Annotated in this window: 19 protein-coding genes; 10 read left to right on the forward strand and 9 right to left on the reverse strand. The window is 65.4% G+C overall.

The window, feature by feature from the left end; genetic code table 11:
- The first annotated feature begins 106 nt into the window (after nucleotides 1-106).
- Nucleotides 107-3,370, forward strand: coding sequence for a protein kinase (locus CA951_RS36375; RefSeq protein WP_087561488.1), 3,264 nt, complete (start codon nucleotides 107-109; stop codon nucleotides 3,368-3,370).
- A gap of 36 nt (nucleotides 3,371-3,406) precedes the next feature.
- Here CA951_RS36375 and CA951_RS36380 read toward each other — a convergent pair whose 3' ends face one another.
- The 4 genes from CA951_RS36380 to CA951_RS36395 form a co-directional block, all read right to left on the reverse strand.
- Nucleotides 3,407-4,195: an enoyl-CoA hydratase/isomerase family protein gene (locus CA951_RS36380; RefSeq protein WP_087561489.1), complete on the reverse strand. Its 789-nt coding sequence runs from the start codon at nucleotides 4,193-4,195 to the stop codon at nucleotides 3,407-3,409.
- A gap of 144 nt (nucleotides 4,196-4,339) precedes the next feature.
- Nucleotides 4,340-5,017: a DUF1345 domain-containing protein gene (locus CA951_RS36385; RefSeq protein WP_179220440.1), complete on the reverse strand. Its 678-nt coding sequence runs from the start codon at nucleotides 5,015-5,017 to the stop codon at nucleotides 4,340-4,342.
- A gap of 64 nt (nucleotides 5,018-5,081) precedes the next feature.
- Nucleotides 5,082-5,648 (reverse strand): peptide deformylase, encoded by a 567-nt coding sequence (locus CA951_RS36390; RefSeq protein WP_087561490.1) that lies wholly within the window; start codon nucleotides 5,646-5,648, stop codon nucleotides 5,082-5,084.
- 47 nt (nucleotides 5,649-5,695) lie between these two features.
- Nucleotides 5,696-6,634: an AraC family transcriptional regulator gene (locus CA951_RS36395; protein WP_087561491.1), complete on the reverse strand. Its 939-nt coding sequence runs from the start codon at nucleotides 6,632-6,634 to the stop codon at nucleotides 5,696-5,698.
- A 228-nt stretch (nucleotides 6,635-6,862) separates the two neighbouring features.
- On the opposite strand from CA951_RS36395, the gene CA951_RS36400 reads away from it, so the two are divergent.
- From CA951_RS36400 to CA951_RS36425, 6 genes are all read left to right on the forward strand, one after another.
- Complete coding sequence (locus tag CA951_RS36400) at nucleotides 6,863-7,447, forward strand: flavin reductase family protein (RefSeq protein WP_087561492.1); 585 nt, start codon at nucleotides 6,863-6,865, stop codon at nucleotides 7,445-7,447.
- A 26-nt stretch (nucleotides 7,448-7,473) separates the two neighbouring features.
- Nucleotides 7,474-9,084: a 4-hydroxyphenylacetate 3-hydroxylase family protein gene (locus CA951_RS36405; protein WP_087561493.1), complete on the forward strand. Its 1,611-nt coding sequence runs from the start codon at nucleotides 7,474-7,476 to the stop codon at nucleotides 9,082-9,084.
- 54 nt (nucleotides 9,085-9,138) lie between these two features.
- Nucleotides 9,139-9,528 carry a 2Fe-2S iron-sulfur cluster-binding protein gene (locus CA951_RS36410; RefSeq protein WP_087561494.1) on the forward strand — a complete coding sequence of 130 codons (390 nt, stop codon included), beginning with the start codon at nucleotides 9,139-9,141 and terminating at the stop codon, nucleotides 9,526-9,528.
- 47 nt (nucleotides 9,529-9,575) lie between these two features.
- Nucleotides 9,576-10,490, forward strand: a complete 915-nt coding sequence (locus CA951_RS36415) for a catechol 2,3-dioxygenase (RefSeq protein ID WP_087561495.1) — start codon at nucleotides 9,576-9,578, stop codon at nucleotides 10,488-10,490.
- A 68-nt stretch (nucleotides 10,491-10,558) separates the two neighbouring features.
- Complete coding sequence (locus CA951_RS36420) at nucleotides 10,559-11,392, forward strand: alpha/beta fold hydrolase (protein ID WP_087561496.1); 834 nt, start codon at nucleotides 10,559-10,561, stop codon at nucleotides 11,390-11,392.
- Between the two features lie 48 nt (nucleotides 11,393-11,440).
- Nucleotides 11,441-12,598 (forward strand): MBL fold metallo-hydrolase, encoded by a 1,158-nt coding sequence (locus CA951_RS36425; RefSeq protein ID WP_087561497.1) that lies wholly within the window; start codon nucleotides 11,441-11,443, stop codon nucleotides 12,596-12,598.
- Nucleotides 12,599-12,815: 217 nt separating this feature from the next.
- On the opposite strand, the gene CA951_RS36430 is transcribed toward CA951_RS36425, so the two are convergent.
- Both CA951_RS36430 and CA951_RS36435 read right to left on the reverse strand, forming a co-directional pair.
- Nucleotides 12,816-14,195 (reverse strand): FAD-dependent oxidoreductase, encoded by a 1,380-nt coding sequence (locus CA951_RS36430; protein ID WP_087561498.1) that lies wholly within the window; start codon nucleotides 14,193-14,195, stop codon nucleotides 12,816-12,818.
- A 127-nt stretch (nucleotides 14,196-14,322) separates the two neighbouring features.
- On the reverse strand, nucleotides 14,323-14,961 hold the full coding sequence (locus CA951_RS36435) for a TetR/AcrR family transcriptional regulator (protein WP_087561499.1): 639 nt from the start codon (nucleotides 14,959-14,961) through the stop codon (nucleotides 14,323-14,325).
- 107 nt (nucleotides 14,962-15,068) lie between these two features.
- Here CA951_RS36435 and CA951_RS36440 point away from each other — a divergent pair, with 107 nt between their 5' ends.
- Together CA951_RS36440 and CA951_RS36445 are read left to right on the forward strand one after the other, a co-directional pair.
- Entirely contained in the window at nucleotides 15,069-16,424 is a 1,356-nt protein-coding gene (locus CA951_RS36440; protein ID WP_087561500.1) for a flavin monoamine oxidase family protein, read from the forward strand.
- A gap of 135 nt (nucleotides 16,425-16,559) precedes the next feature.
- Complete coding sequence (locus tag CA951_RS36445; protein WP_087561501.1) at nucleotides 16,560-16,901, forward strand: YciI family protein; 342 nt, start codon at nucleotides 16,560-16,562, stop codon at nucleotides 16,899-16,901.
- 142 nt (nucleotides 16,902-17,043) lie between these two features.
- Here the strand turns inward: CA951_RS36445 and CA951_RS36450 are convergent, their stop codons facing one another.
- Nucleotides 17,044-19,221, reverse strand: coding sequence for a glutamine synthetase III (locus tag CA951_RS36450; RefSeq protein ID WP_087561502.1), 2,178 nt, complete (start codon nucleotides 19,219-19,221; stop codon nucleotides 17,044-17,046).
- Between the two features lie 280 nt (nucleotides 19,222-19,501).
- On the opposite strand from CA951_RS36450, the gene CA951_RS36455 reads away from it, so the two are divergent.
- On the forward strand, nucleotides 19,502-19,990 hold the full coding sequence (locus CA951_RS36455; protein ID WP_087561503.1) for a hypothetical protein: 489 nt from the start codon (nucleotides 19,502-19,504) through the stop codon (nucleotides 19,988-19,990).
- Nucleotides 19,991-19,999: 9 nt separating this feature from the next.
- On the opposite strand, the gene CA951_RS36460 is transcribed toward CA951_RS36455, so the two are convergent.
- Both CA951_RS36460 and CA951_RS36465 read right to left on the reverse strand, forming a co-directional pair.
- Nucleotides 20,000-20,671, reverse strand: coding sequence for a PAS and ANTAR domain-containing protein (locus tag CA951_RS36460; RefSeq protein WP_087561504.1), 672 nt, complete (start codon nucleotides 20,669-20,671; stop codon nucleotides 20,000-20,002).
- Nucleotides 20,672-20,799: 128 nt separating this feature from the next.
- On the reverse strand, nucleotides 20,800-21,201 hold the full coding sequence (locus CA951_RS36465) for a lipopolysaccharide assembly LapA domain-containing protein (protein ID WP_087561505.1): 402 nt from the start codon (nucleotides 21,199-21,201) through the stop codon (nucleotides 20,800-20,802).
- Between the last annotated feature and the right edge of the window lie 257 nt (nucleotides 21,202-21,458).

A 21,458-nucleotide genomic window follows, 5' to 3' on the forward strand; every position in this document is an offset into this window, starting at 1 on the left:
TCAATCGCCCCCGCCGGTACCGCTCGTCGGCGATATCCTGAGGAGACGTTCTCGGGAGGTAAGTGGTGCTGAACCAGCGAAACGGCTCGGATGAACCGGCCTAGCCGTGGCCGATGACGATCCGTTCGAGACCCAACGCGATGTGAACCCGACGGCCACCGCGCAGTTGAGTGCGGACGGATTCGACGACGCTCAGGAGATCGGGCGCGGAGGGTTCGGCGCCGTCTACCGGTGTACGCAAGCCACGCTCGACCGGACCGTCGCAGTCAAGGTTCTGACCACGGATCTTGCGAAGGAGAACCGGGAACGATTCTTCCGGGAACAGCGCGCGATGGGGCGTCTGACCGGCCACCCGAACATCGTCACCGTGCTCCAAGTCGGCATCATGAGTAGCGGCCAGCCGTTTCTCGTGATGCCGTACCACCCGGAGGGCTCCCTGGATACTCGTATCCGACGGCACGGCCCGCTCTCGGTGGAGGAGGTGCTGCACCTCGGAGTCAAGCTCGCCGGTGCGCTCGAGACCGCACACCGGCACGGCATCGTCCACCGTGACGTCAAACCCGCAAACGTCCTTCTCACCGAATACGGTGAGCCGGCGCTCACGGACTTCGGGATCGCCCACATGTCCGGGGGGTTCGAAACCGCCACGGGCATCGTCACGGGTTCGCCCGCGTTCACCGCACCCGAGGTCCTCGGCGGAGCGGCCGCGAGCCCGGCCTCGGATATCTACGGGCTGGGTGCGACCCTGTTCTGTGCGGTCACCGGGCACGCCGCGTTCGAGCGGCGCAGCGGTGAACAGTTGATCGCCCAGTTCGTCCGCATCACCACCGAGCCGGCACCGGATCTTCGGGAGCAGGGGATCGCGGACGACATCACCACCGTGATCGAGCAGGCGATGGCGGGCCGGCCAGAGGACCGCCCATCCTCTGCCGCCGCATTCGGTGAGAGTCTGCGCGACGTCCAGCTCCGCCGTGGACTGCCCGTCGACGTCATGGCCCTGCACGCGTCACCGGATACGCCCGCACCGGACTCGCCGGACACCCCACGGCGAACACCCCTCGGTCCGTCCGCTCATCGGACGGGAAATCTACCTCTGGAGTTGACCAGCTTCGTCGGACGCAGGCACGAACTCACCGAGGCGAAAAATCTGCTGGCATCGTCGCGGCTGCTGACGTTGACCGGAATAGGCGGAGTCGGGAAGACCCGTCTGGCGATACGGCTTGCAACCGCAATGCAACGCGAATTCGCCGACGGGGCATGGCTTGTCGAACTCGGGGAGGTCCGCGACCCGTCTCTGGTGATCGACGTTGTGGCCACCACGCTCGGTCTGCGGGACCAGACGGCTCGGTCGCTACGTGAAGTCCTGCTGGACTTCCTCTCTTCGCGGGAACTCCTGCTGATACTGGACAATTGCGAGCAAGTGGTCGATGCCGTGGCCGACCTGACGACGACACTGCTGCAACAGAGCCCGGGCCTGCGTGTTGTCGCGACCAGCCGGGAGCCCCTGACGATCGGCGGGGAAGTGACGTTGCGCGTACCGCCACTGACGGTCCCCGACCCGGATCGCGAGCCGTCACTCCAGGGTCTGCCACGCTACGACGCCGTGTCGCTGTTCGCGGAACGTGCCACCACCGCGGTACCGGCCTTTGTCCTGACCGAGGCCAACAAGACGGCGGTGACCCGAATCTGCCGCCGGCTGGACGGGCTACCGCTCCCGATCGAACTGGCGGCGGCGCGGTTGCGGGCGATGTCACCCGAGCAGATCCTGCAACGCCTGAGCGACCGTTACGCGTTACTGACGCGCGGAAGCCGCGGGGCACCATCGCGCCAGCAGACGCTGAGGCTGTGCCTCGATTGGAGCTACGAACTCTGCACCGCGCGAGAGCAACGGGCATGGGAACAGCTGTCGGTATTCGCGGGTAGTTTCGAACTGGATGCGGCAGAACAGGTATGCGAAGCAGACAGCGATGCACAGGACCTCCTGGACGTGGTCGCATCACTCGTCGACAAGTCGATCCTGACCCGGGAGGACCAGGGTGTGACGGTGCGCTACCGGCTGCTCGAGACGCTCCGCGACTACGGCCGGGAGAAGGCTCAGCAGACCGGCGACTATTCGAACCTGCGCCGTCGGCACCGGGATTGGTATCGCCAGCTGGCCCGCACCGCCGAAACCGAGTTCATCGGCCCCCGGCAGATCGAATGGCTCTCCCGATTCAGTCGCGAACAGCCGAATTTGCGGGATGCCATGGAATTCTGTCTGGCCGAGGGCGACGTCGAGGGAGGTTTGCAGATCGCAACCGCCGCGTCCCTGCTCTGGAGTACCCGCGGTCTGCTCAGCGAGACCCGGCGATGGCTCGACCGATTCCTCTCGTCACCGAATCTGCCGCCGACGCTCGTGACGGTCAAAGCGCTCTACGCCGACTGCCTGATGGCCGAACAGCAACGGGACCATGAGCGAGGTGCTGCCCTCGTCGAGCAGGCGCACGCCCTGGCCGACCACGTCCCCGATCCCGTCGCGCACGCCGTCGTCGACCACGCGGACGGCATCTTCGGACTTTTCAACGGTGATCTCGTGCGCGCGTCCTCCGGTTTCGAGCGGGCACTGACCGTGCTTCGAGACGCGCAGCGCGAGCTTGTCGTACACGTCGAGGCGCTCACGTTGCTCGGTCTGACCTACGAGCTGCTCGACGACGATCCCCGCCGGGCGGTCGAATGCTACGAGGAAGCCCTCTCGATCACCGATCGTCACGGCGAATCCGTGTATCGGGCCTACGTCCTGTGGGTCATGGCTGTTGCACAGTGGCGGCAGGGCGAACGGCGTCGTGCAACCGAGTTGCTCGAGGAGGGGCTGCGGCTCAGCCGACTCGTCGACGATCCGGTCAATTGCGCGAACAGCCTCGAGGCTCTCGCCTGGATCGCGGGAGGCACTGATCCCAAGCGCGCCGGCATTTTGATGGGAGCCGCCGAAGCCATCGGTCACGCCGTGGGAAGCACTTCGGTTTTCGTCCCCGACCTGCTCGTGCATCACGACGAGTGCGAACGGGCCGTCCGCCGAATGCTCACCGAGAAGGGCTACGAGGACGCACAGCAACAAGGCCGGAAGATGGATCTCGACTCCGCCGTCTCGTACGCGCTCGGTGAACGGCCCCAGAAGGAGTCCACACCCTCCGGATCGGTGAAACTGACGAAGCGTGAACGACAGGTCGCCGAGCTGATCGCCGAGGGGCTGACCAACAAGGCCATCGCCGCCCGGCTCGTGATCTCACAACGCACCGCGCAGGGGCATGTCGAACACATACTCACCAAACTCGGATTCACCTCGCGGGCCCAGGTCGCGGCCTGGGTTGTGGAGGAGCGGCAACCGACGTGATCTCTACCTCGTTGTGCGCGAGCTGATTCGACGGTGTCAGTTGACGCTTCGGAAGTCGGGCTTGCGCTTGGCGACGAAGGCGTCGACGCCTTCCCGTCCTGTCCTGCTGTTCGCGGCGGCGGCGATCCCGTCCCGTTCAGCGTCGAGTTGTTCGTGCAGGGGCGCGTCGGACGACTGGGCCAGTAGCCGTCTCATCGACGCGTAGGTGGCGCGGGGACCGTCGACGAAACTGCGGGCGACGCGTAGGGCCTCGCTGCGGATTTCGTCGTCGGGGACGGTGCGGCTGAGAAGTCCGAGGCGGACCGCCTCCTCGGCGTCGATCACGGTGTCGGTGAGCAGGATCTCTCGGGCGCGGCCGGCCCCGACGACGCGGGGCAGCAACCAGGTGATGCCGCCGTCGGGGCTGAGCCCGACGCGGGGATAGGCGGACCGCATGGTCGTCGACGGGCCGCCGATCGCGATGTCGGCCGAGCACACCAGGCTCATGCCTGCGCCGGCCGCCCAGCCCTGCACGGCCGCGACCACGGGGACGGGGCTCGCGGCGAGGGCGCGCACGAAATCGTGTAACCCGTCGGCCATCTCGTGGAGGTAGGCGCCGCGGTCGTCGGCCTCGGAGAAGTTCTGGAGGTTGCCGCCCGCGCAGAAGTTGGGGCCCGACCCGGTCAGGAGAACGGCGCCCACATCGGTGCCGAGTGCGCGCAGGGCCTCGGTGCAGGCGCCGATCAGGACTGCGTCCATCGCGGTGCCCGCGGCGGCGCTGGCGACGGTCAGTTGCAGGACCCCGTCGACGAGTTCGACGGCGTCGATCAATTCGAAGCTACGCATGGACTGAATTCCTGTCGTTTCACGGATGCGGTGAGCGTCCCAATGCTGCGCCATCGGCACAGGAGTGATCTACGCAAACACTCACCACATCGGCCCGAAGGTCAGTGCACAGTGCACCATCGGGTGCTTCGCGAGCGGGGTGACTCAGGCGCCGGCGAGGACGGACACGACCGTCGCGACTGTCACCGTGTTGAAGACGAACGCGATCACTGCGTTCACCGCAACCGTCCGGCGCATGGCATCGGACGTCACGTCGACGTCGGTCGTCCCGAAGGTGGTCATCACCGAGACGGCGAAGTAGACGTAACTGGCCCACCTGGGCGACGGGCCGGGAAAATTCAGCCCCTGGCCCTGCTCGACGACGTTGTCCGCGTAGAAGGTGATCGCGAACGACACCAGCACACAGGTCCAGGACACGACAACCAGGACGACGGCGATGCCGATCCGGAGCGGGTCCGGCAATGCGCCGCCGCCATGGCCCGGCAGCCACACCATCGCGACCGCGAGTGCGATCGCCGCCATGAAGAGGGACACCCCCGGCCCGGGAGCACTGCCCAGGACGTAGCGCTGCAGCAACGTCCCGCGGCTCTCACGTTCTGCCCACTGTTGCACTACCGCGTCCGGCGCCAGGGAGAACGCCGCGACCGTGACCACGAGATATGTCACGAGATAGACCAGGATCACGATCACGCTCGCGTCGGTGATGCCGATCGACGACAGTCCCCGGGAGCCGAGAAGTATCGCCGCCGCAACGGCAGCCACGAGCGCGCTGAAGCCGGCGCGGCGGCGCTCGGAGAGCCACCTCCCAACGGATGCGGGCAAGATGCGGGCCCTCCGATCGTCGTATCTGGCGGTGAGTTCCCAGTCTTCTGGATTGCCCGGTGGTTCACCAGCCGAATGGGTTACGGTCCGCGCCGGGCAACCAGGTGTTGCCCGGCTCGGACCAGCCACGCTGCTTGATCATCTTGCGGGCGGCGCGATGGTTGCGGCCGATCAAGCGATCGAGGTACAGATGCCCGGCCAGGTGATCCGTTTCGTGTTGCAGGCAGCGGGCGAGGTAGCCGAGGCCTTCGAACGAGACGGGCTCACCCGCGCTGTCGACGCCGGTCACCCGCGCCCACTCCGCCCGGCCCGTGGGATAGCGCTCGCCGGGAACCGACAGACATCCCTCGAGGTCGTCGGGATCGGGCATCGTCTCCGGCAGTGGAGCTGTTTCGAGCGTCGGGTTGACGACATGACCCCGGTGCCGGCGCCCGTCGTCGATCAGGTCGAACACGAAGATCGCTCTCGGATCGCCGACCTGGTTGGCTGCGAGCCCTGCTCCGTGAGCTGCGGTGTTGGTCTCGTAGAGGTCGTCGACGAAGGAGCGGAGATCGTCGTCGAACACGGTTACCGGGACTGCCGGTGTGGTGAGTCTGGAATCGCCGGCGATGAGGATCGGTCGAATAGCCACGCAAAGCAGAGTACTCGAGTCCTAGATCAAGCCGGGATCGCCAGTTCTCAGCGCGTGAGGGTGTGTGACGGGGGTACACCGTATTTGCGCCGGTACTCCGCCGCGAAGCGCCCCGGATGGGTGAATCCCCACCGAAGGATGACGTCGAGAACCGTTGTCGGCGGAACGGATACGGCCAGGTCGGCGTGTGCGCGTTCCATTCGGGCATCGTGCAGATACGCGAAAGGCGTCACGCCGACGTACTCCCGGAATGCCTGCTGGAGTCTCCGCACGCTGACCCCGGCAATTTCAGCCATATCCCCGGGCGTCCAAGCCCGGGCCGGATCGTCGTGGATGGCTGCGATCACACGCTTCACGACGCGGGGCCGGTACGCTCTCCTGCCGGGGTCCTCGTCCGGGACGGCGGCCAGAACGAACCCGGTGGTGACGGCCGCGGACAGTTGGATGCGCATCAAGTCGTTGTGCAGCAGGCCGTCGTCGGACGCGACCAGATCGTAGGTAGATCGCAGGAACTTCAGCCAACTCTGGCCGGCGTCCCCGCGAAGGTCGAGTTGCAGGGGGAGACTGCGCCCCGGTCGGTCGAGGATCCTGTCCATCTCGCGCTGCAGATAGTGTTCGTCGATCTTGAATCCGATCAATCGACACGACGGATTCCAGTGCGGAATGAGAGTGCGGACACCCGGGGGGCACGCGGTCGCCTGCCCGACTTCGGACGCCACCTCGGTGCGCTCGATCACCGACTCCAGTCGACCGCTGACCGGGATGTTGATGCCGTATGCACCCGGATGCTCCGACTTCAGGGCGACCTCCGCGCCGAGTGCCATGTGAGTGATGCGGCACGCGCCCAGGTCGATGCTGCCGATCGACGCCTCCGCAGCGGCTCCGGCCGTCAACGGCTCGAGCGTGTGGGGGAAGTATGCGTCGGCCACCGCTTCGTGGAGGTGATGCCAATCCTCGAAGCGGGGGCTGCTGTCCGGGGTATCCACGAAAGTCGTCCCAACCTCTCCAGGCGTCCGACAGGGACACCAAGATCTTGCCCCCTTGGTGATTTATATCACTAATATGCTCACGGCTCGACGCCGCGAAATTCGCGTTGCGTCGTGTGGACAGCCCCTTCGCTGAGTGGATCGACGGCTTGTGACCGTGGTCATACCTTGGTTTCACAACCCCGACGTCAAGTCGACTCGGGAGACGAGAAGCGAAGGGGCCACGCAATGGATACGCGCAAGCTACGTGACATTTTCGGGCAGTTCGCCAGTGGAGTCACCGTCATTACATGCAGGAATGCGGACGGTGAACCCCACGGTGCGACGGTAACGGCATTTACGTCGGTCTCGCTCGAACCAGCACTGTGCCAGGTGACGCTCACCCGTAAGTCGAAGGCGTGCCAGTACCTCGGCGACGAACCCTTCGCCGTGAACATTCTCGGTGAAGCTCAAGTCGATACCGCGATGCACTTCGCCGGACGCCCGCAGGTGCCGGGCCCGGTGTGGACCGACGGCCCGACCGCGCCGCTGCTCGGCGGATCGGCGGCCACGATCTCCTGCACCCCGTGGGCGCAGTACGACGGCGGTGACCACATCATCTTCATCGGCGAGATCGTCGACATCACGACAACCGATCAGCAACCGTTGCTGTTCTACCGCAGCAAGTTTCACCGACTCGGCATGCTCGATGCGGCAAGTGCGTGGGCGGGATGCCTGGACGATCCACACAACGGATGGTTCGACGCGACGACATCCTTCGCGCCTCTTCACCACCGGGCAGTGCAATCCGCCCGAGCGACCGTCAGCCTCTGAAAATCCGCAGTACCGAAGGGAAGACCATGACCACCACAGTCCCCACCGTCCCCACCGACCCCACACAGGTCAACCCGGCCGCGAACGCCGCAGCCAACCAACCCCAGATCTACGCCACCAAGCCCATGACCGGCGACGAGTACATCGAGTCGATCAGCGACGACCGCGAGATCTGGTTGCACGGGGAACGGGTGAAGGACCACACGAATCACCCGGCGTTCCGCAACTCGGTTCGGATGATCGCCCGACTCTACGACGGGATGCACACCGGTGAGCACGTCGACACCCTGACGACACCCACCGACACCGGCAGCGGTGGCGTGACGATGCCCTTCTTCCGCACTGCCAAGTCCACCGAGGACGTGCTCGCCGATCGAGATGCGATCGCGACCTGGGCACGCATGACGTACGGCTGGATGGGCCGCAGCCCCGACTACAAGGCGTCCTTCCTCGGCACGCTGAACGCGAACAAGGAACTGTATTCGCCGTTCCAGGACAACGCCGAGCGCTGGTACAAGGAGTCGCAGGAGAAGGTCCTGTACTGGAACCACGCGATCATCAACCCGCCCGTCGACCGCCAGTTGCCACCGGACGAGGTCGGTGACGTGTTCATGAAGGTGGAGAAGGAAACCGACGCCGGCCTCGTCGTCTCGGGCGCGAAGGTCGTGGCCACAGGGTCGGCGATCACCAACTACAACTTCATCGCCCACTACGGTCTGCCGATCAAGAAGAAGGAATTCGCTCTCATCTGCACCGTGCCGATGGGCGCGCCCGGCGTCAAGCTGATCTCCCGAACGTCCTACGCGCAGAACGCCGCGATCGTCGGCAGCCCGTTCGACTACCCGCTCTCGTCCCGGATGGACGAGAACGACGCCATCCTCGTCTTCGACAAGGTCCTGGTGCCGTGGGAGAACGTCTTCATGTACGGCGCCGTCGACAAGATCAACACCTTCTTTCCGCAGTCCGGGTTCCTGCCCCGCGCCATGCTGCAGGGCTGCACCCGCCTCGCCGTGAAGCTCGACTTCATCGCCGGTTTACTGCTCAAGGCCCTCGACTGCACGGGCGCCGGCGGTTTCCGCGGCGTGCAGACCCGCGTCGGTGAGGTCATCGGATGGCGAAACCTGTTCTGGTCACTCACCGAATCCATGGCACGTGACCCCGAACAGTGGATCGGTGACACGGTCATCCCCAAGCTCGAATACGGACTGACGTTCCGGATGTTCATGATCCAGGGTTACCCGCGGATCAAGGAGATCATCGAGCAGGACGTCGCGTCCGGCCTGATCTACCTGCCCTCCTCCGCCGAGGACTTCAAGTCCCCCGAAGTTCGCCCGTTCCTCGACAAGTACGTGCGCGGCTCCGACGGGATCACCGCGGTCGAACGCGTGAAGGTGATGAAGGCGCTGTGGGATTCGATCGGCTCCGAGTTCGGTGGCCGCCACGAACTGTACGAGCGCAACTATTCCGGCAACCACGAGAACGTCAAGGCCGAACTGCTTTTCGGTGCGCAGGCGACCGGGGTGGTGTCGGGGATGAAGGGCTTGGCCGAGCAGTTCATGAGTGAATACGACCTCGACGGTTGGACCGTTCCCGACCTGATCGGCAACGACGACGTGTCCGTCTTCGGCCGCAAGTAGCCGCCGGACGAGTGCCGGCTCGCTACGGGGACCGGCGGCAGCTCAGGAGGACCAATGGGTGACACCCCCGACGCTCGCGCCACCGAGGCGCCGCGGCCGAATGGTGAGTTTCAGGTCACCGTGTTTCCGGGCGGGATACGCATCAGCGTGCGAGCCGACGAGACGATCGTCGATGCGTTGCGCCGTCAGGGCTACCGGTCCCGGTACAAATGCCGACGCGGCGGTTGCGGAGCCTGCAGAGCCGCGCTCGTCGACGGGACCGTCACCTACCGCACACCGGTGAGCGAGACCGTCGTCGACGGGCCCGATCGCGAGCCCGGGCAGCAGAAGTGCCTTCCCTGCAGGGCATTTCCGCAATCAGACGTGACCATAGAACTCGGCGAACGGGACCGCCTCGTCGACGTCCTCGCAGGATTCGGGCGGTCCCGGGAGCGCACCACCTGACCCGTGGCCGCGAACCAATTCAACCCACATCGAAGGAAGGTACCGCCATGTCCGTGTTGCGACTGGGCTATGTCCACATCAACGTCACCGACCTCACCGAGGCCAAGAACCACTACATCAACACCCTCGGAATGGACGCCGTCCACGAAGAGGACGGCACCGTCTACCTCAAGTCCTGGGACGAGGCCGACCATCACTCGGTCGTCCTCAGCGAAGGCGGCGTCGGTCTGACCAAACTCGGCTACAAGGTTTCCGACGCGGATTCTCTCGCCGAGATCGAGACCCGGGTCCGGGCGTTCGGCGCGACGTGTGAGCGGATGAGCAAGGGCGACAACCAGTCCGTCGGCGACGGACTGCGCGTGACCCTGCCGTCCGAGCACATCCTCGAGCTCTACAGCGACATCGAGTACGTCGGCACCGCAACAGGATTGTGGAACCCGGACCCGTGGCCTCGCGGCGGCACTCGCGGCATCGGCGTACCCCGCCTCGACCACACCCTTATCACCACCGAAGACCCCGCACTCCTGGAACGGTTCTTCTCCGAAGCCCTCGACTTCCAGGCCGCCGAACGCCTCGTCGGAGGCGAAGACAACACCGAACTCGTCGGATCCTGGATGTTCTGCGGCGAACAACCCCACGACATCGCTTTCGTTCAAGGCGAAAACGGCAAACTGCACCACTTCGCGTACCACATCGCCGACTGGTCGGCCCTGCTGCACGCCGGCGACGTCTTCTCCATGGACGACGTGCCCATCGACTTCGGACCTGCCCGTCACGGAATCACCCGCGGCGAGACGATCTACTTCTTCGATCCCTCCGGCAACCGCAACGAAGTGTTCTCCGGCGGGTACCGCACCGGCAAGGACTTCCGGACCATCACCTGGACCATGGACCAGGCCGCCCGGGGCATCAACTTCACCCACCGGGAACTGGACCAGAACTTCCTCACCGTCGTCACGTAGACCGTTTGCCGGTTGTCGCCGGCGCACGTCCTCACCACCAGAACATCACCACCTTTGGAGTAGAACCGATGACCACGACAACCGAGCAGACACCCGAGATCGCGAAGACCATCGACGTCAACGGGATCGCCACCAACTACCACGACGCCGGCGAGGGCGCCCCGGTCGTCCTGATCCACGGCTCCGGTCCCGGCGTCACCGCCTGGGCCAACTGGCGAACGACCATCCCGGCCCTCTCGACCCAATACCGGGTCATCGCACCGGACATCCTCGGATTCGGATACACCGAGCGCCCCGACGGTGTCGAGTACAACTCGGCCACCTGGACCGACCACCTCGTGGGCCTGCTCGATGCCCTCGGACTCGACAAGGTCTCCATCGTGGGCAACAGCTTCGGTGGATCACTCGCCCTGAACATCGCGACCAAGTACCCCGAGCGAGTGGACCGCCTCGTCCTGATGGGCAGCGTCGGAGTCCCCTTCGACATCACTCCGGGGCTCGACGCGGTCTGGGGTTTCGAACCGTCCCTCCCGGCCATGCGCACACTCCTGGATGTGTTCGCCTACGACCGCACGCTGGTCAACGACGAACTCGCCGAACTGCGACTCGCGGCCGCCACGCGGCCCGGCGTGCAGGAAGCGTTCAGCGCCATGTTCCCGGCACCCCGGCAGCGAGGTGTCGACGAGATGGCCGTCGACGAGAACCTGATCTCGTCGCTGACGCACGAGACGCTCATCGTCCACGGGCGCGACGATCAGGTCATTCCCCTGTCCAACTCGCTGCGACTGCTCGAACTCATCGACCGCTCGCAGTTGCACGTGTTCGGACAGTGTGGTCACTGGGTCCAGATCGAGCACGCGACCCGCTTCAACAGTTTGATCGCCGACTTCCTGTCCGAATAGCGCACATCACGACCTGCCTTCGTCCCCCTCCCACAACTGAGGACACCGATGTGTATTTCCTGCTGTACCGAATCGGATGCCGGCCGCGAGCAGGCATCCGCGATCAGCCGAAGATCGATACTTGCCGGAATCGGCGCACTGGCGGCCGCCGCCGGAGTGACCGCGTGCGCGTCTCCATCGTCGACCCGGCCGCTCGAATCGGCCGCAGCCGCACCGGCGGCGGTACCGAATCCGGACGCCCACTTCGAGATCGTATTGCTGGGCACGCAGGCCGGTCCGCCGATCGCGGCCGACCGCACCGGAATCTCGACAGCACTCGTAGTCGACGGCACCACCTACGTCGTCGACTGCGGTCGTGCATCCGCAACCCAATATCGGCGGGCGGGACTCCAATTCGCCACCTTGAAAAACATCTTCATCACCCACCTGCACGCCGATCACATCGCCGACTACTACAACTTCTTCATGCTCGGCGGCGGGACCATCCCCCAGATCGGCGACGGTGTGTCCGGACCTGTGGACGTGTACGGCCCCGGACCGGCCGGCGGACTGCCGCAGGCGTTCGGCGGGCGCACCGTTCCGGTGACACACCCGGCCGATCCGACGCCCGGACTCGCGGAGCTCACGCGCAAGTGCACCGAGGCCTACGCATACAGCAACAACGTATTGATGCGCGACACGGGACTTCCGGACACCAGCACGATGCCGGTCGTGCACGAGATCGCCCTGCCCGAATTGGGGGCCGACTTCACCAATACCTGCCCACCGTGCACACCGTTCACGGTGATGAGCGATGAAAGAGTCCACGTGAGGGCGACACTGGTGCCGCACGGCCCCGCATTTCCCTCCTTCGCCTACCGTTTCGACACCGAGTACGGCGCGGTGACGTTCTCGGGAGACACCACCGTCTCCGACAACCTCGTCGAACTGGCGCGTGGATCCGATGTGCTGATCCACGAGGCCGTGAACCTCGAAGGCAGCGCCCTGACACCGGCGGCACGCGACCACATGCTGCAATCGCACGTCGAAGTCCAGCAGGTGGGGGCGATCGCCGAGCGCGCGGGTGTGCCGAAGCTCGTGCTGTCCCACATCATCGACTTCGCACACGGCGTCGTCGACCCGCACCAGTGGACCGAGTGGGCCGGTCGCGGCTATGCCGGAGAGGTCGTCATCGGCAACGACCTCCAGAGAATCACCGTCCGCTGAGCCGGGCAGCAACGGGGACTCACCGCGGACCGAGTGATCGGCTCAGGCGGTACTTGGCAAGCAACAGCAACGTTTTCGGCGATACTGGGAGCAGCCGAAGGCTCGCGATCGGCGATTTACTCGGGCGAGCATCGAGATAGGAATACGACTGGTGGCGAATCGGAGTGCATCGACGGGCTTCTGCGGCAGGGGTTTCGGTGCATTGGGGTGGTGTCCATCAGCTATCGATCCTCGTCTGCTGTGGGTCAGCGATACTGCGCTGAAAGGTTTCTGCGACTTCGCGAGCGGCTCGCTCGCCTGATTCGATGGCCCCCTCGATGTATCCGGCGTGCTCGCTCGCCGTCTCGGTGCCGGCCCAGTGAATGTCGTCGATCGGATCCGAGAGCAATGGGAACATTCCCTGCGTGCTGCCCGCGGACGGCAGCGCCGAATATCCCCCGCCGGCGTGTTCGTCGAGGTGCCAAGATTTTTCGTGCCAGCTTGCCGGCTGCAGGATTGCGGATGATCCGACGGCAGCGGCGAGGGGCCCCAGGACGGCCTGCCTGCGGCCGGCTTCGTCGAGTCGATCGAGTTCTCGAGCATCCCGGCCGCCCACCAGCACACACAGGTGGCCGGGACCGCCGGGCGGGGAGGTATCGAAGACCGCGAAGCCGGGGCCATCGAGAAACATGAACTCGGCATCTGCGGTAGCGAGCCAGAACGGTTGCTCGTAGACCGCGACCGCTTTGTACACCGATCCCATGTACATGTCTTGCGCGAGGCGGCGCCGACCGGCCGGAAGGGGTGGCTCGAAGGCGATCTTGGCCGACACCGGCGGTGGCACCGACACGATCACCTTCGACGCTCGGATGAGAGCCGACGGGGTGCGGAGGACGACGCCGTGGCCGTCTCGGCCGATGGAGGTCACTCGATTGCTCGTGAGGACCCGAGGTCCGAGTTCGGCGGCGATCTTGTCGGTCAGGGTTCCTGCACCCTCGACGATCAGACCCTCCTGTGCGCCGCCGTTCGTCGACAACATCGTGGAAAGTCCGCCCTGGTAGTGAACTATTTTGGCCAGCGCATCCATCGAGAGGCGGTCGAGATCTGCCGTCAACGACACCTCGACGAGTACTTCGAGGAGGCGGCGGGCTCTGACCGTCGGCACCTTGCGAAGCCACTCCTGCACGGTCGTCGAGTTCCATCGCGTCGGCGCTCCCCGCTTCGCCCGGATTTCCCAGGCCAGCAGAACGGCAGCGGCCGTCAGCATCGACGGACTCACGGCTGAGATGGTGCGGGCGTCGCCGACGACGGTCGGCCGCTTCGGTGTGCGCATGGGGAACACGGTGGCCCCGAGTTCGGCGGCCAGCGCCGAGAACCGGTGGTGTCCGTGGCCGACCCACTGCCCACCCAGATCGAGCCGCGAGCCCAGGGCCGAGGTTTCAGCCATCATCCGGCCACCCGTTCGGTCCGCAGACTCGAGAACGAGCACGTCGATCCCCTGACGATGCAGCGCCCTGGCCGCGATCAGACCCGACATGCCGGCGCCGACCACAGCGACGGTGGTCTCGAGAGTGGTTGCCTGCTTGTCGTTCGGGCTGCCTGGTGTCTGTTGCGCCATTGGTCTCACTCCGGGTTGTCGATGATCCAGTGCCGCGGCCACGACCGTTTGTTTCTAAGTCGGACAGCCGTACGAATTAACTTAAGGTGATGCCCACCCGAACGCAACAGCATCCCGGATCTGAACCTCAGGCGGTCTCCGCGTTCAGCGGCTTCGTGCGCTCGACCGACTGGGGGTCGGCATAAAGGACGAGCATGTCCAGTGCATGGTTGAGATCGCGTCTGGCGCGGTCCAGATCGGGCTTTGCGATGTATTGCAAGATCAGCCCGTCGACCTGGGCAAGCGCGATGCGGCCGAGCGTGTCGAAGCCGACGGCGCACCGTTCCCCCGCCGCCTGCGCGGCCCGCTCGAAAAACTCGGTGACCAGCGCGCTGTAGCGCTCGTACTGCAACTGCGCCAGCCCCCCGTCGGAATCGCTCCGAAGCGAGTAGGTCATCAGCTCGTACTGCATGATCTGCAGCCCGACTCTGCTCGTGACCAGCTTGTTCCAGAAGCTGCCCACCCCGTGGCGCAGCGCATGTTCCAAGCCCTTGTCGACCTCGAGTTCGGCGCGGAGCGCATCGGAGATCTCGCGGATGACAGCCATGATGACGGCACGAAGCAGCTGATCCTTGCTGGGAAAGACGTAGTGCAGCGTGCCCAGGGGAATGCCGGCCCGCCCAGCGACGGCGCGAAGGGTGGTTCCGGGCACGCCCTTCTCGCTGAACTCCGTGATCGCCGCCGCGACGATCTGTTCCTCGCGCTCTGCCGCCTTGACGTAGGCCACCGCTTTCCTCCTCGATGTCGCCCGTCGGTTCGACACCACTCTTGCACACCAGGAAGCTGTGACCTAGATTACTGTCGGACAACCGACTGACTTTTGGAGGAATTGGGATGACGGATTGCGATGTGGTCGTGGTCGGCGCCGGGCTCGCCGGACTCACGGCAGCGAGGGTTCTCGCTGCTGCCGGGCGCAGTGTGACGGTGCTGGAAGCGCGCGACCGGGTGGCCGGGCGCAACCTCGGCGGGCACTTGGCCAACGGCGTCTCGGTGGAGATGGGTGGACAGTGGATCGGCCGGACGCAGACCGAGGTGCTGAAGCTGGTCGGCGAACTCGGTCTCGAGACGTTCCCGACCTATGACGAGGGCGCCGCGGTCACTCTCTACAAGGGAAAGGCCACCACGTACTCCGACGAGACCTTCGGCCTCTCCGATGACGCCGCAGTGGAAGTCGGCCGACTCCAGTACGAGCTCGAGGGGCTGGCCGGCACGGTGTCGCTGTCGTCACCGTGGGCTTCGCCCGACGCCACCGAACTGGACCGTCGGACGCTGGACGAATGGCTGCGTGCCAACACCGAGGACCCCGAGGCGCTGGCATTCTGGGGCGCCGTCGTGCCCGCCTTGTTCTCCGCCCAACCGGCCGAGATGTCGTTGCTTCACTTCCTCTTCTACATCAAGTCCGGCGGCATGATCGATAGCCTCGTGGGCACCACGGGCGGTGCCCAGGAGCTGCGCGTCGTCGGTGGGACGCACCAGATTTCCGAGCGACTCGCCGCGGAGCTCGGCGACGACGTGGTCCGACTCGACAGCCCGGTGCACACCATCACCCAGGACGACGGCGAGGTCCGAGTCGATTTCGACGGTGGAACGGTCACCGCTGCGCGAGCAATCGTCGCGATTCCCCCGACGCTGGCCGGTCGTCTCCGATTCCAGCCGGCGCTGCCGGGTTCGCGTGACGGCCTGACCCAGCAGATCCCGATGGGGTCGGTGATCAAGGTTCAGATTGCCTACCCGACCCCGTTCTGGCGGGATTCGGGATTCAACGGGTTCGCCTTCTGCTTGGACGACGAACTGAGCGTCACCCTGGACAACTCGCCCGCCGATGGCTCGGGTGGTGTCCTCGTCGGCTTCTTCGAGGGCGCCCACGCCCGAACCGCTGCGCGCTGGGCCCCCGCTGAGCGCCGAGCTTCAGCCGTGGCGACGCTGGTGAAGCTCTTCGGTCCTGCCGCCGGCGAACCCACGGACTACCTCGAACAAGACTGGATGGCCGAGGAGTACACCCGGGGCTGCTACGGCGGCCGACTCGGTGCCGGCGTCTGGACGCAGTACGGCGCCGCCCTGTCCGAACCGGTCGGGCGTCTGCACTGGGCAGGCGCGGAAACATCCGACACCTGGAACGGCTACATGGACGGAGCAGTCCGGTCCGGCCACCGAGCCGCGGCAGAAGTGCTGGCACACCTGAACTCGTGAGGCTGGGCGGGATCGCCCGTCACCCCAGCGACGCGGCGATGGCTTCGACGTGATGATCGAAGCGATCCTCGCGGCAGCCGAACATGAGAGCCTCGAATCAGGTAGGTAAAAGAGCGCGAAGAAGGAGTCGACGCGATGACGAAGTACCTGATCTCGTTCCCGAGTGGCGCCATGGTCGTTCCCGACGGCGATCTGCAGGCAGTGTCCGATGCGTCGCACGCGGTGGTTCAGGAGGCGAAGGACGCCGGCGTCTGGGTGTTCGGCGGTGGCATCGACGAAAGCGTTCCGCCCGTCATGGTCGATGGGGACGGGACCGTGACCGAGGGCACCTACCCGCAGACGAAGCAGCTCGAAGGCGGCTACGCGGTACTGGAACTGCCGTCCCGTGAGGCGGCACTGGAATGGGCCGCGAAACTCGCGGTTGCCTGCCGGTGCGCGCAGGAGGTGCGCGAGTTCGGGTACGACCCCGCAAGCTGACGGACCTCGACCTGGAATTCGATCTTCGGTGTGGGACTGGTCGGCGACTTGGCCGCATCTCGCAGATGACGAACAGGTCCGGAACCTGCAGCTTTCGCCGTAGGTTCCGGACCTGGGTGACACGCAGATGTACTCGAGTCCGTCAGAGGACGTAGAGCATCTCCTGGTACGTGGGCAGCGGCCAGAGGTCGTCGGCCACGATGTCTTCGAGGCTGTCTGCTGCTGCGCGAACGGCAGCCATCGCAGGCAGGAGGGCGTCCTTCGCGTGCGTGGCCTCCGCCGATGCGTCCGATTCGCCCTGAGCGGCGAGCGCGGACTTCAGTTCTGCGAGCGCGGTCCTGAGGTTCGTCAGGGGTGCCGACACGGCCTCGAGTGCGGACAGGTCCGCGTCCACCCCGGCCGCCTTCAGCGCCGCGACGTTCTGCGCCAACTCGGTCTGGTAGCGAATCGCGGCGGGGAGGATCGACGTCTGTCCCAATTCCAGGGTCAGCCGTGCTTCCACACCGATCGTCAGCGCGTACTGTTCGAGACCGATCTCGTAGCGAGAGTGCATCTCCCGGTGGTTGAACACCTGGTACTTGCCGAACAGTTCGACCGCCGATTCGGTGATCAGTTCGGGCAATGCGTCGAGGGTGGTGCGCAGGTTCGGCAGTCCGCGCGCGGCCGCCTCGTTCTGCCAGTTCTCCGAGTACCCGTCCCCGTTGAACACGACGTCACCGTGGTTGGTGATGATCTCGGTGAGCAGATTCTGCACCGCCGTGTCGAAGTCGGTGCCGTTCGCGACCGCGGTCTCGAGTTCGGTCGCGATGTAGTCGAGCGACTCGGCCATGATCGTGTTGATCGTGACGATGGGTCCGCTGACGGTCTGCATCGAACCCGGCGCCCGGAACTCGAACCGGTTGCCGGTGAAGGCGAACGGGCTGGTGCGGTTGCGGTCGCCCGGATCGGTCGGGAGCACGGGCAGGGTGTCGACACCGATCTTCATGGTGCCCTTCCCCTTCGACGAGGTGGCCGCACCCTTCGCGATCTGCTCGAACACGCCGGCGAGCTGATCTCCGAGGAAGACGGAGATGATCGCCGGGGGAGCCTCGTTCGCACCGAGTCGGTGATCGTTGGTCGCCGAAGCGACGGAGGCGCGGAGCAGGCCGCCGTACTTGTGCACCCCGCGGATGACGGCAGCACAGAACACGAGGAACTGGGCGTTGTCGTGCGGGTTGTCGCCGGGCACGAGGAGGCTGCCGAGTTCGGAATTGCCGAGCGAGAAGTTGACGTGCTTGCCGGACCCGTTGACACCGTCGAACGGCTTCTCGTGGAACAGGCACGCCATGCCGTGCTTCTTGGCGATCGTCTTGAGCGTCGTCATCAGCAGTTGCTGGTGGTCTGCGGCGATGTTGCCGCGTTCGAACATCGGGGCGATCTCGAACTGGCCGGGGGCGACCTCGTTGTGCCGGGTCTTCGCCGGAATACCGAGCTTGAACAGCTCACGTTCGGTGTCCATCATGAAACCGAGAACGCGCTCCGGGATGGCGCCGAAGTAGTGGTCGTCGAACTCCTGGCCCTTGGGCGGCTTGGCGCCGAACAGGGTGCGGCCGGAGTTGAGCAGGTCCGGGCGGGCCAGGAAGAAGTGCCGGTCGACCAGGAAGTACTCCTGTTCCGGTCCGCAGAACGAGACGATGTTCTCGACGTCGTCGTGGCCGAAGAGCGTCAGGATGCGTTCCGCATGGACACCCATCGCCTGCTGCGACCGCAGCAGCGGTGTCTTGTGGTCGAGCGCGTCCCCGGTCATCGACACGAAGACCGTCGGAATGCACAGGGTGTTGCCGTTCGGGTTCTCCAGCACATAGGCCGGGCTGGTGACGTCCCACCCGGTGTAACCGCGCGCCTCGAACGTGTTGCGGAGCCCGCCGTTGGGGAAGCTCGACGCATCGGGCTCGCCCTGGACGAGCGTCTTACCTGCGAATTCGGCGAGCGCCGAGCCGTCGCCGACCGGGTCGAAGAAGCTGTCGTGCTTCTCGGCGGTCAGGCCGGTCAGGGGGTAGAAGACGTGCGCGTAGTGCGTGGCGCCCTTCTCGAGTGCCCAGTCCTTCATCGCGGACGCGACCGCGTCGGCGACCATCGGGTCGAGAGGCTTGCCCTTCTCGATCGTGGCGATGACGGACTTGTAGACCGACTTCGGCAGACGCTTCTGCATCACGGCCTTGCTGAACACGTTCTGACCGAAGATCTCGCCCGGCTTCTCGTCGTCCACGAAACTGACGGCCGGGGGCACGTAGGCCTCGACGTCCTTGATCGCCTGCAGACGGACGGCATTCCCACTCATGTGTTTCTCCTCGCGTGTACCCCGCGGATGAGGTGGGGGTGCGTCGGGGCAACACTGTACGAACGGAACGTAACGTGAATGTTTCGTGCAGATTTCTCGGCCGTGTCAGACCGCCGTGACGATGCTCACGCAGAGTCCCCTGAGGATAAGGCCTCCGGCAAAACTACACCGTTCGGATTCGGGTACGTCAGTTGAGGCCGCCGCCGGCGGCGCGTGCCTGGCGACTGGGTGTGATCGACCGGGTTGCGTGACGGTGCCCGGGTCAGGGCACTCTCGAAGTATGGGATCGAACGCGGACAGCCCCACCAGTTCGTCGGCTGCGGCCGTCGGCGGCCGGCTGATGCAACTGGTCGGTGACCGTGACGCAGCCCGGTTCTCGGGCGAGATATCCCGGGTGTGTGCCGAACCGCCGGCTGTCGGAGAGCGACCGGAATACAGTGTTGTGCTCGCCTGGGTCGTCGATGCCATCGTCGGGGTGGTCACCGCACGTCTGGGCGCCGCCGGACCAGGGGAGAGGTTCATCCTCGACCTGCGCTTCACCGACGGCGGGCCCGTCGACATCGATGCCCTGTCGGCGTCGGAGCGCTGGGTGCTGGGGACGGTGTCGGCGTTCCTGGCCGAGGAGGTCGAAGAGGTGCAGCGGTCGCTGGCCGCTGCCGAACAATTCGACGTCACCATGCGCGCGGCGACCCTCGCCGACGCTCTCATCTGGCTCGACTTCGTCCTCGACGTCGACCTTCCCGATCCACCCGACGTCACCACCGCATAGCGAGGACGGTCAGTTCTTTGTTCCCGGCCCACGGTCGGGATGCTCGTGGGCGGTCAGGAGCAGGTGGTCGAACCGGGCGCGGAACGAGACGGGGAGGGTCGCCTCCGCGGCGAGGGCGTCGACGAAGCGTTCGGCGAGTGTACGGAGTTTGGTGTTGGTCTCCTGTGAGCGCCAAGTGAGGATGCCGAAGGCCCGTTCGGAGGAGATGCCGTAGACGAGCATCAGCGCACCCTTGGCTTGCTCGATCACCGCCCGCGATGTGGCGAGTTCGGCGACGGCTTCGGTGAGCGCCTGGTTGTATTCGCGCGGGTCGGTCTCCAACGTCTCGGTGACGTCGATGTAGTACCCGGAGGTACCGATGACCTGGTCGTTCTCGTCGAGCATGCGGTCGCCGACCACGATGACGTGATGGATGCGACCGTCGGTGTCGATGATGCGGTGCTTGCTGCTGAACGGCTCACCGGCGTGGATCATCTTGTCGAACAGTGCCGCGACCTGCGGTTGATCGTCCGGATGCTTGTGGGACAGAAGGAGTTCGGTGGTAGGGGTGACCTCACCCGGCTGGTAGCCGTGCATCCGGGCGACGGNGTCGGACCANTGCCAGCGTTCGCCGTCGAGGTAGAACCGGAAACTTCCGCCCTGTGGGGGTGCATTCGAGCCGAGGAGCTCACCACCGTCCACGGCTTCACCCGCTGCTCTCTGTGCTCGACCGGTCTCGCCTTCACGTCATTTCCAGTATGCCGAGCACGCAGATCGAAGTATGCACGAATCGGTCACACCGACGTCGCCATACTCGACTGCACGACGTGTCAGGATGCCAGTTCCCGCTGCCGATTCGCGGCCCGGCGGATCTGCAGAATCCTGATACTGCCAACGAGTGCCATGATCACCGCGCCGGCGATCGCGGCGAGCAGGAGCGTGACGCCGAGCGGGACCGTGAACTCCCAGGCGAACAGCTCCAGAACGACGCCGTCGAGGTTCTGGAGGATGAAGATGAGCAGTAGGACGAGGACAAGAGTTCCGATTACCAGACCGGTCCACGTCGCCCCGGTACGGGTGTGCCTTATCCCTTTGCCTCTCGCCACCTCGGGCGGTACCCCGGGACGTGCATCGTGCGCGCCAGGGCTGGACGACGGGTTGTCGCTACTCACCGGGTCTCCCACCGGGACATGCGGTCCGGTGCCCATGGGTTCTTCGAAGGGGCGTGCCATGAGACTCGAGTACCCCGGCCAACATTCACCCAATCCGGCTCGCCGGCCGACCGGAACTGCCCTGCCGGCGGGACGTACCCATGTAGGTCACTAAGAGCGTGTCTCATGTGGGAAGTTTCTTGAAGCAGGTGAGTGCGGCGGCGAGGTGGAGGAATCCGGTGAAGTGTTCGCCGTGGCGTTCGTAGCGGATGGTCATGCGTCGGTAGCCGGTGAGCCAGGCGATGGTGCGTTCGATCTTCCACCGGTACCGGCCGAGG

The organism is Rhodococcus sp. NCIMB 12038 (assembly GCF_002165735.1).
Lineage (GTDB): Bacteria > Actinomycetota > Actinomycetes > Mycobacteriales > Mycobacteriaceae > Rhodococcus_F.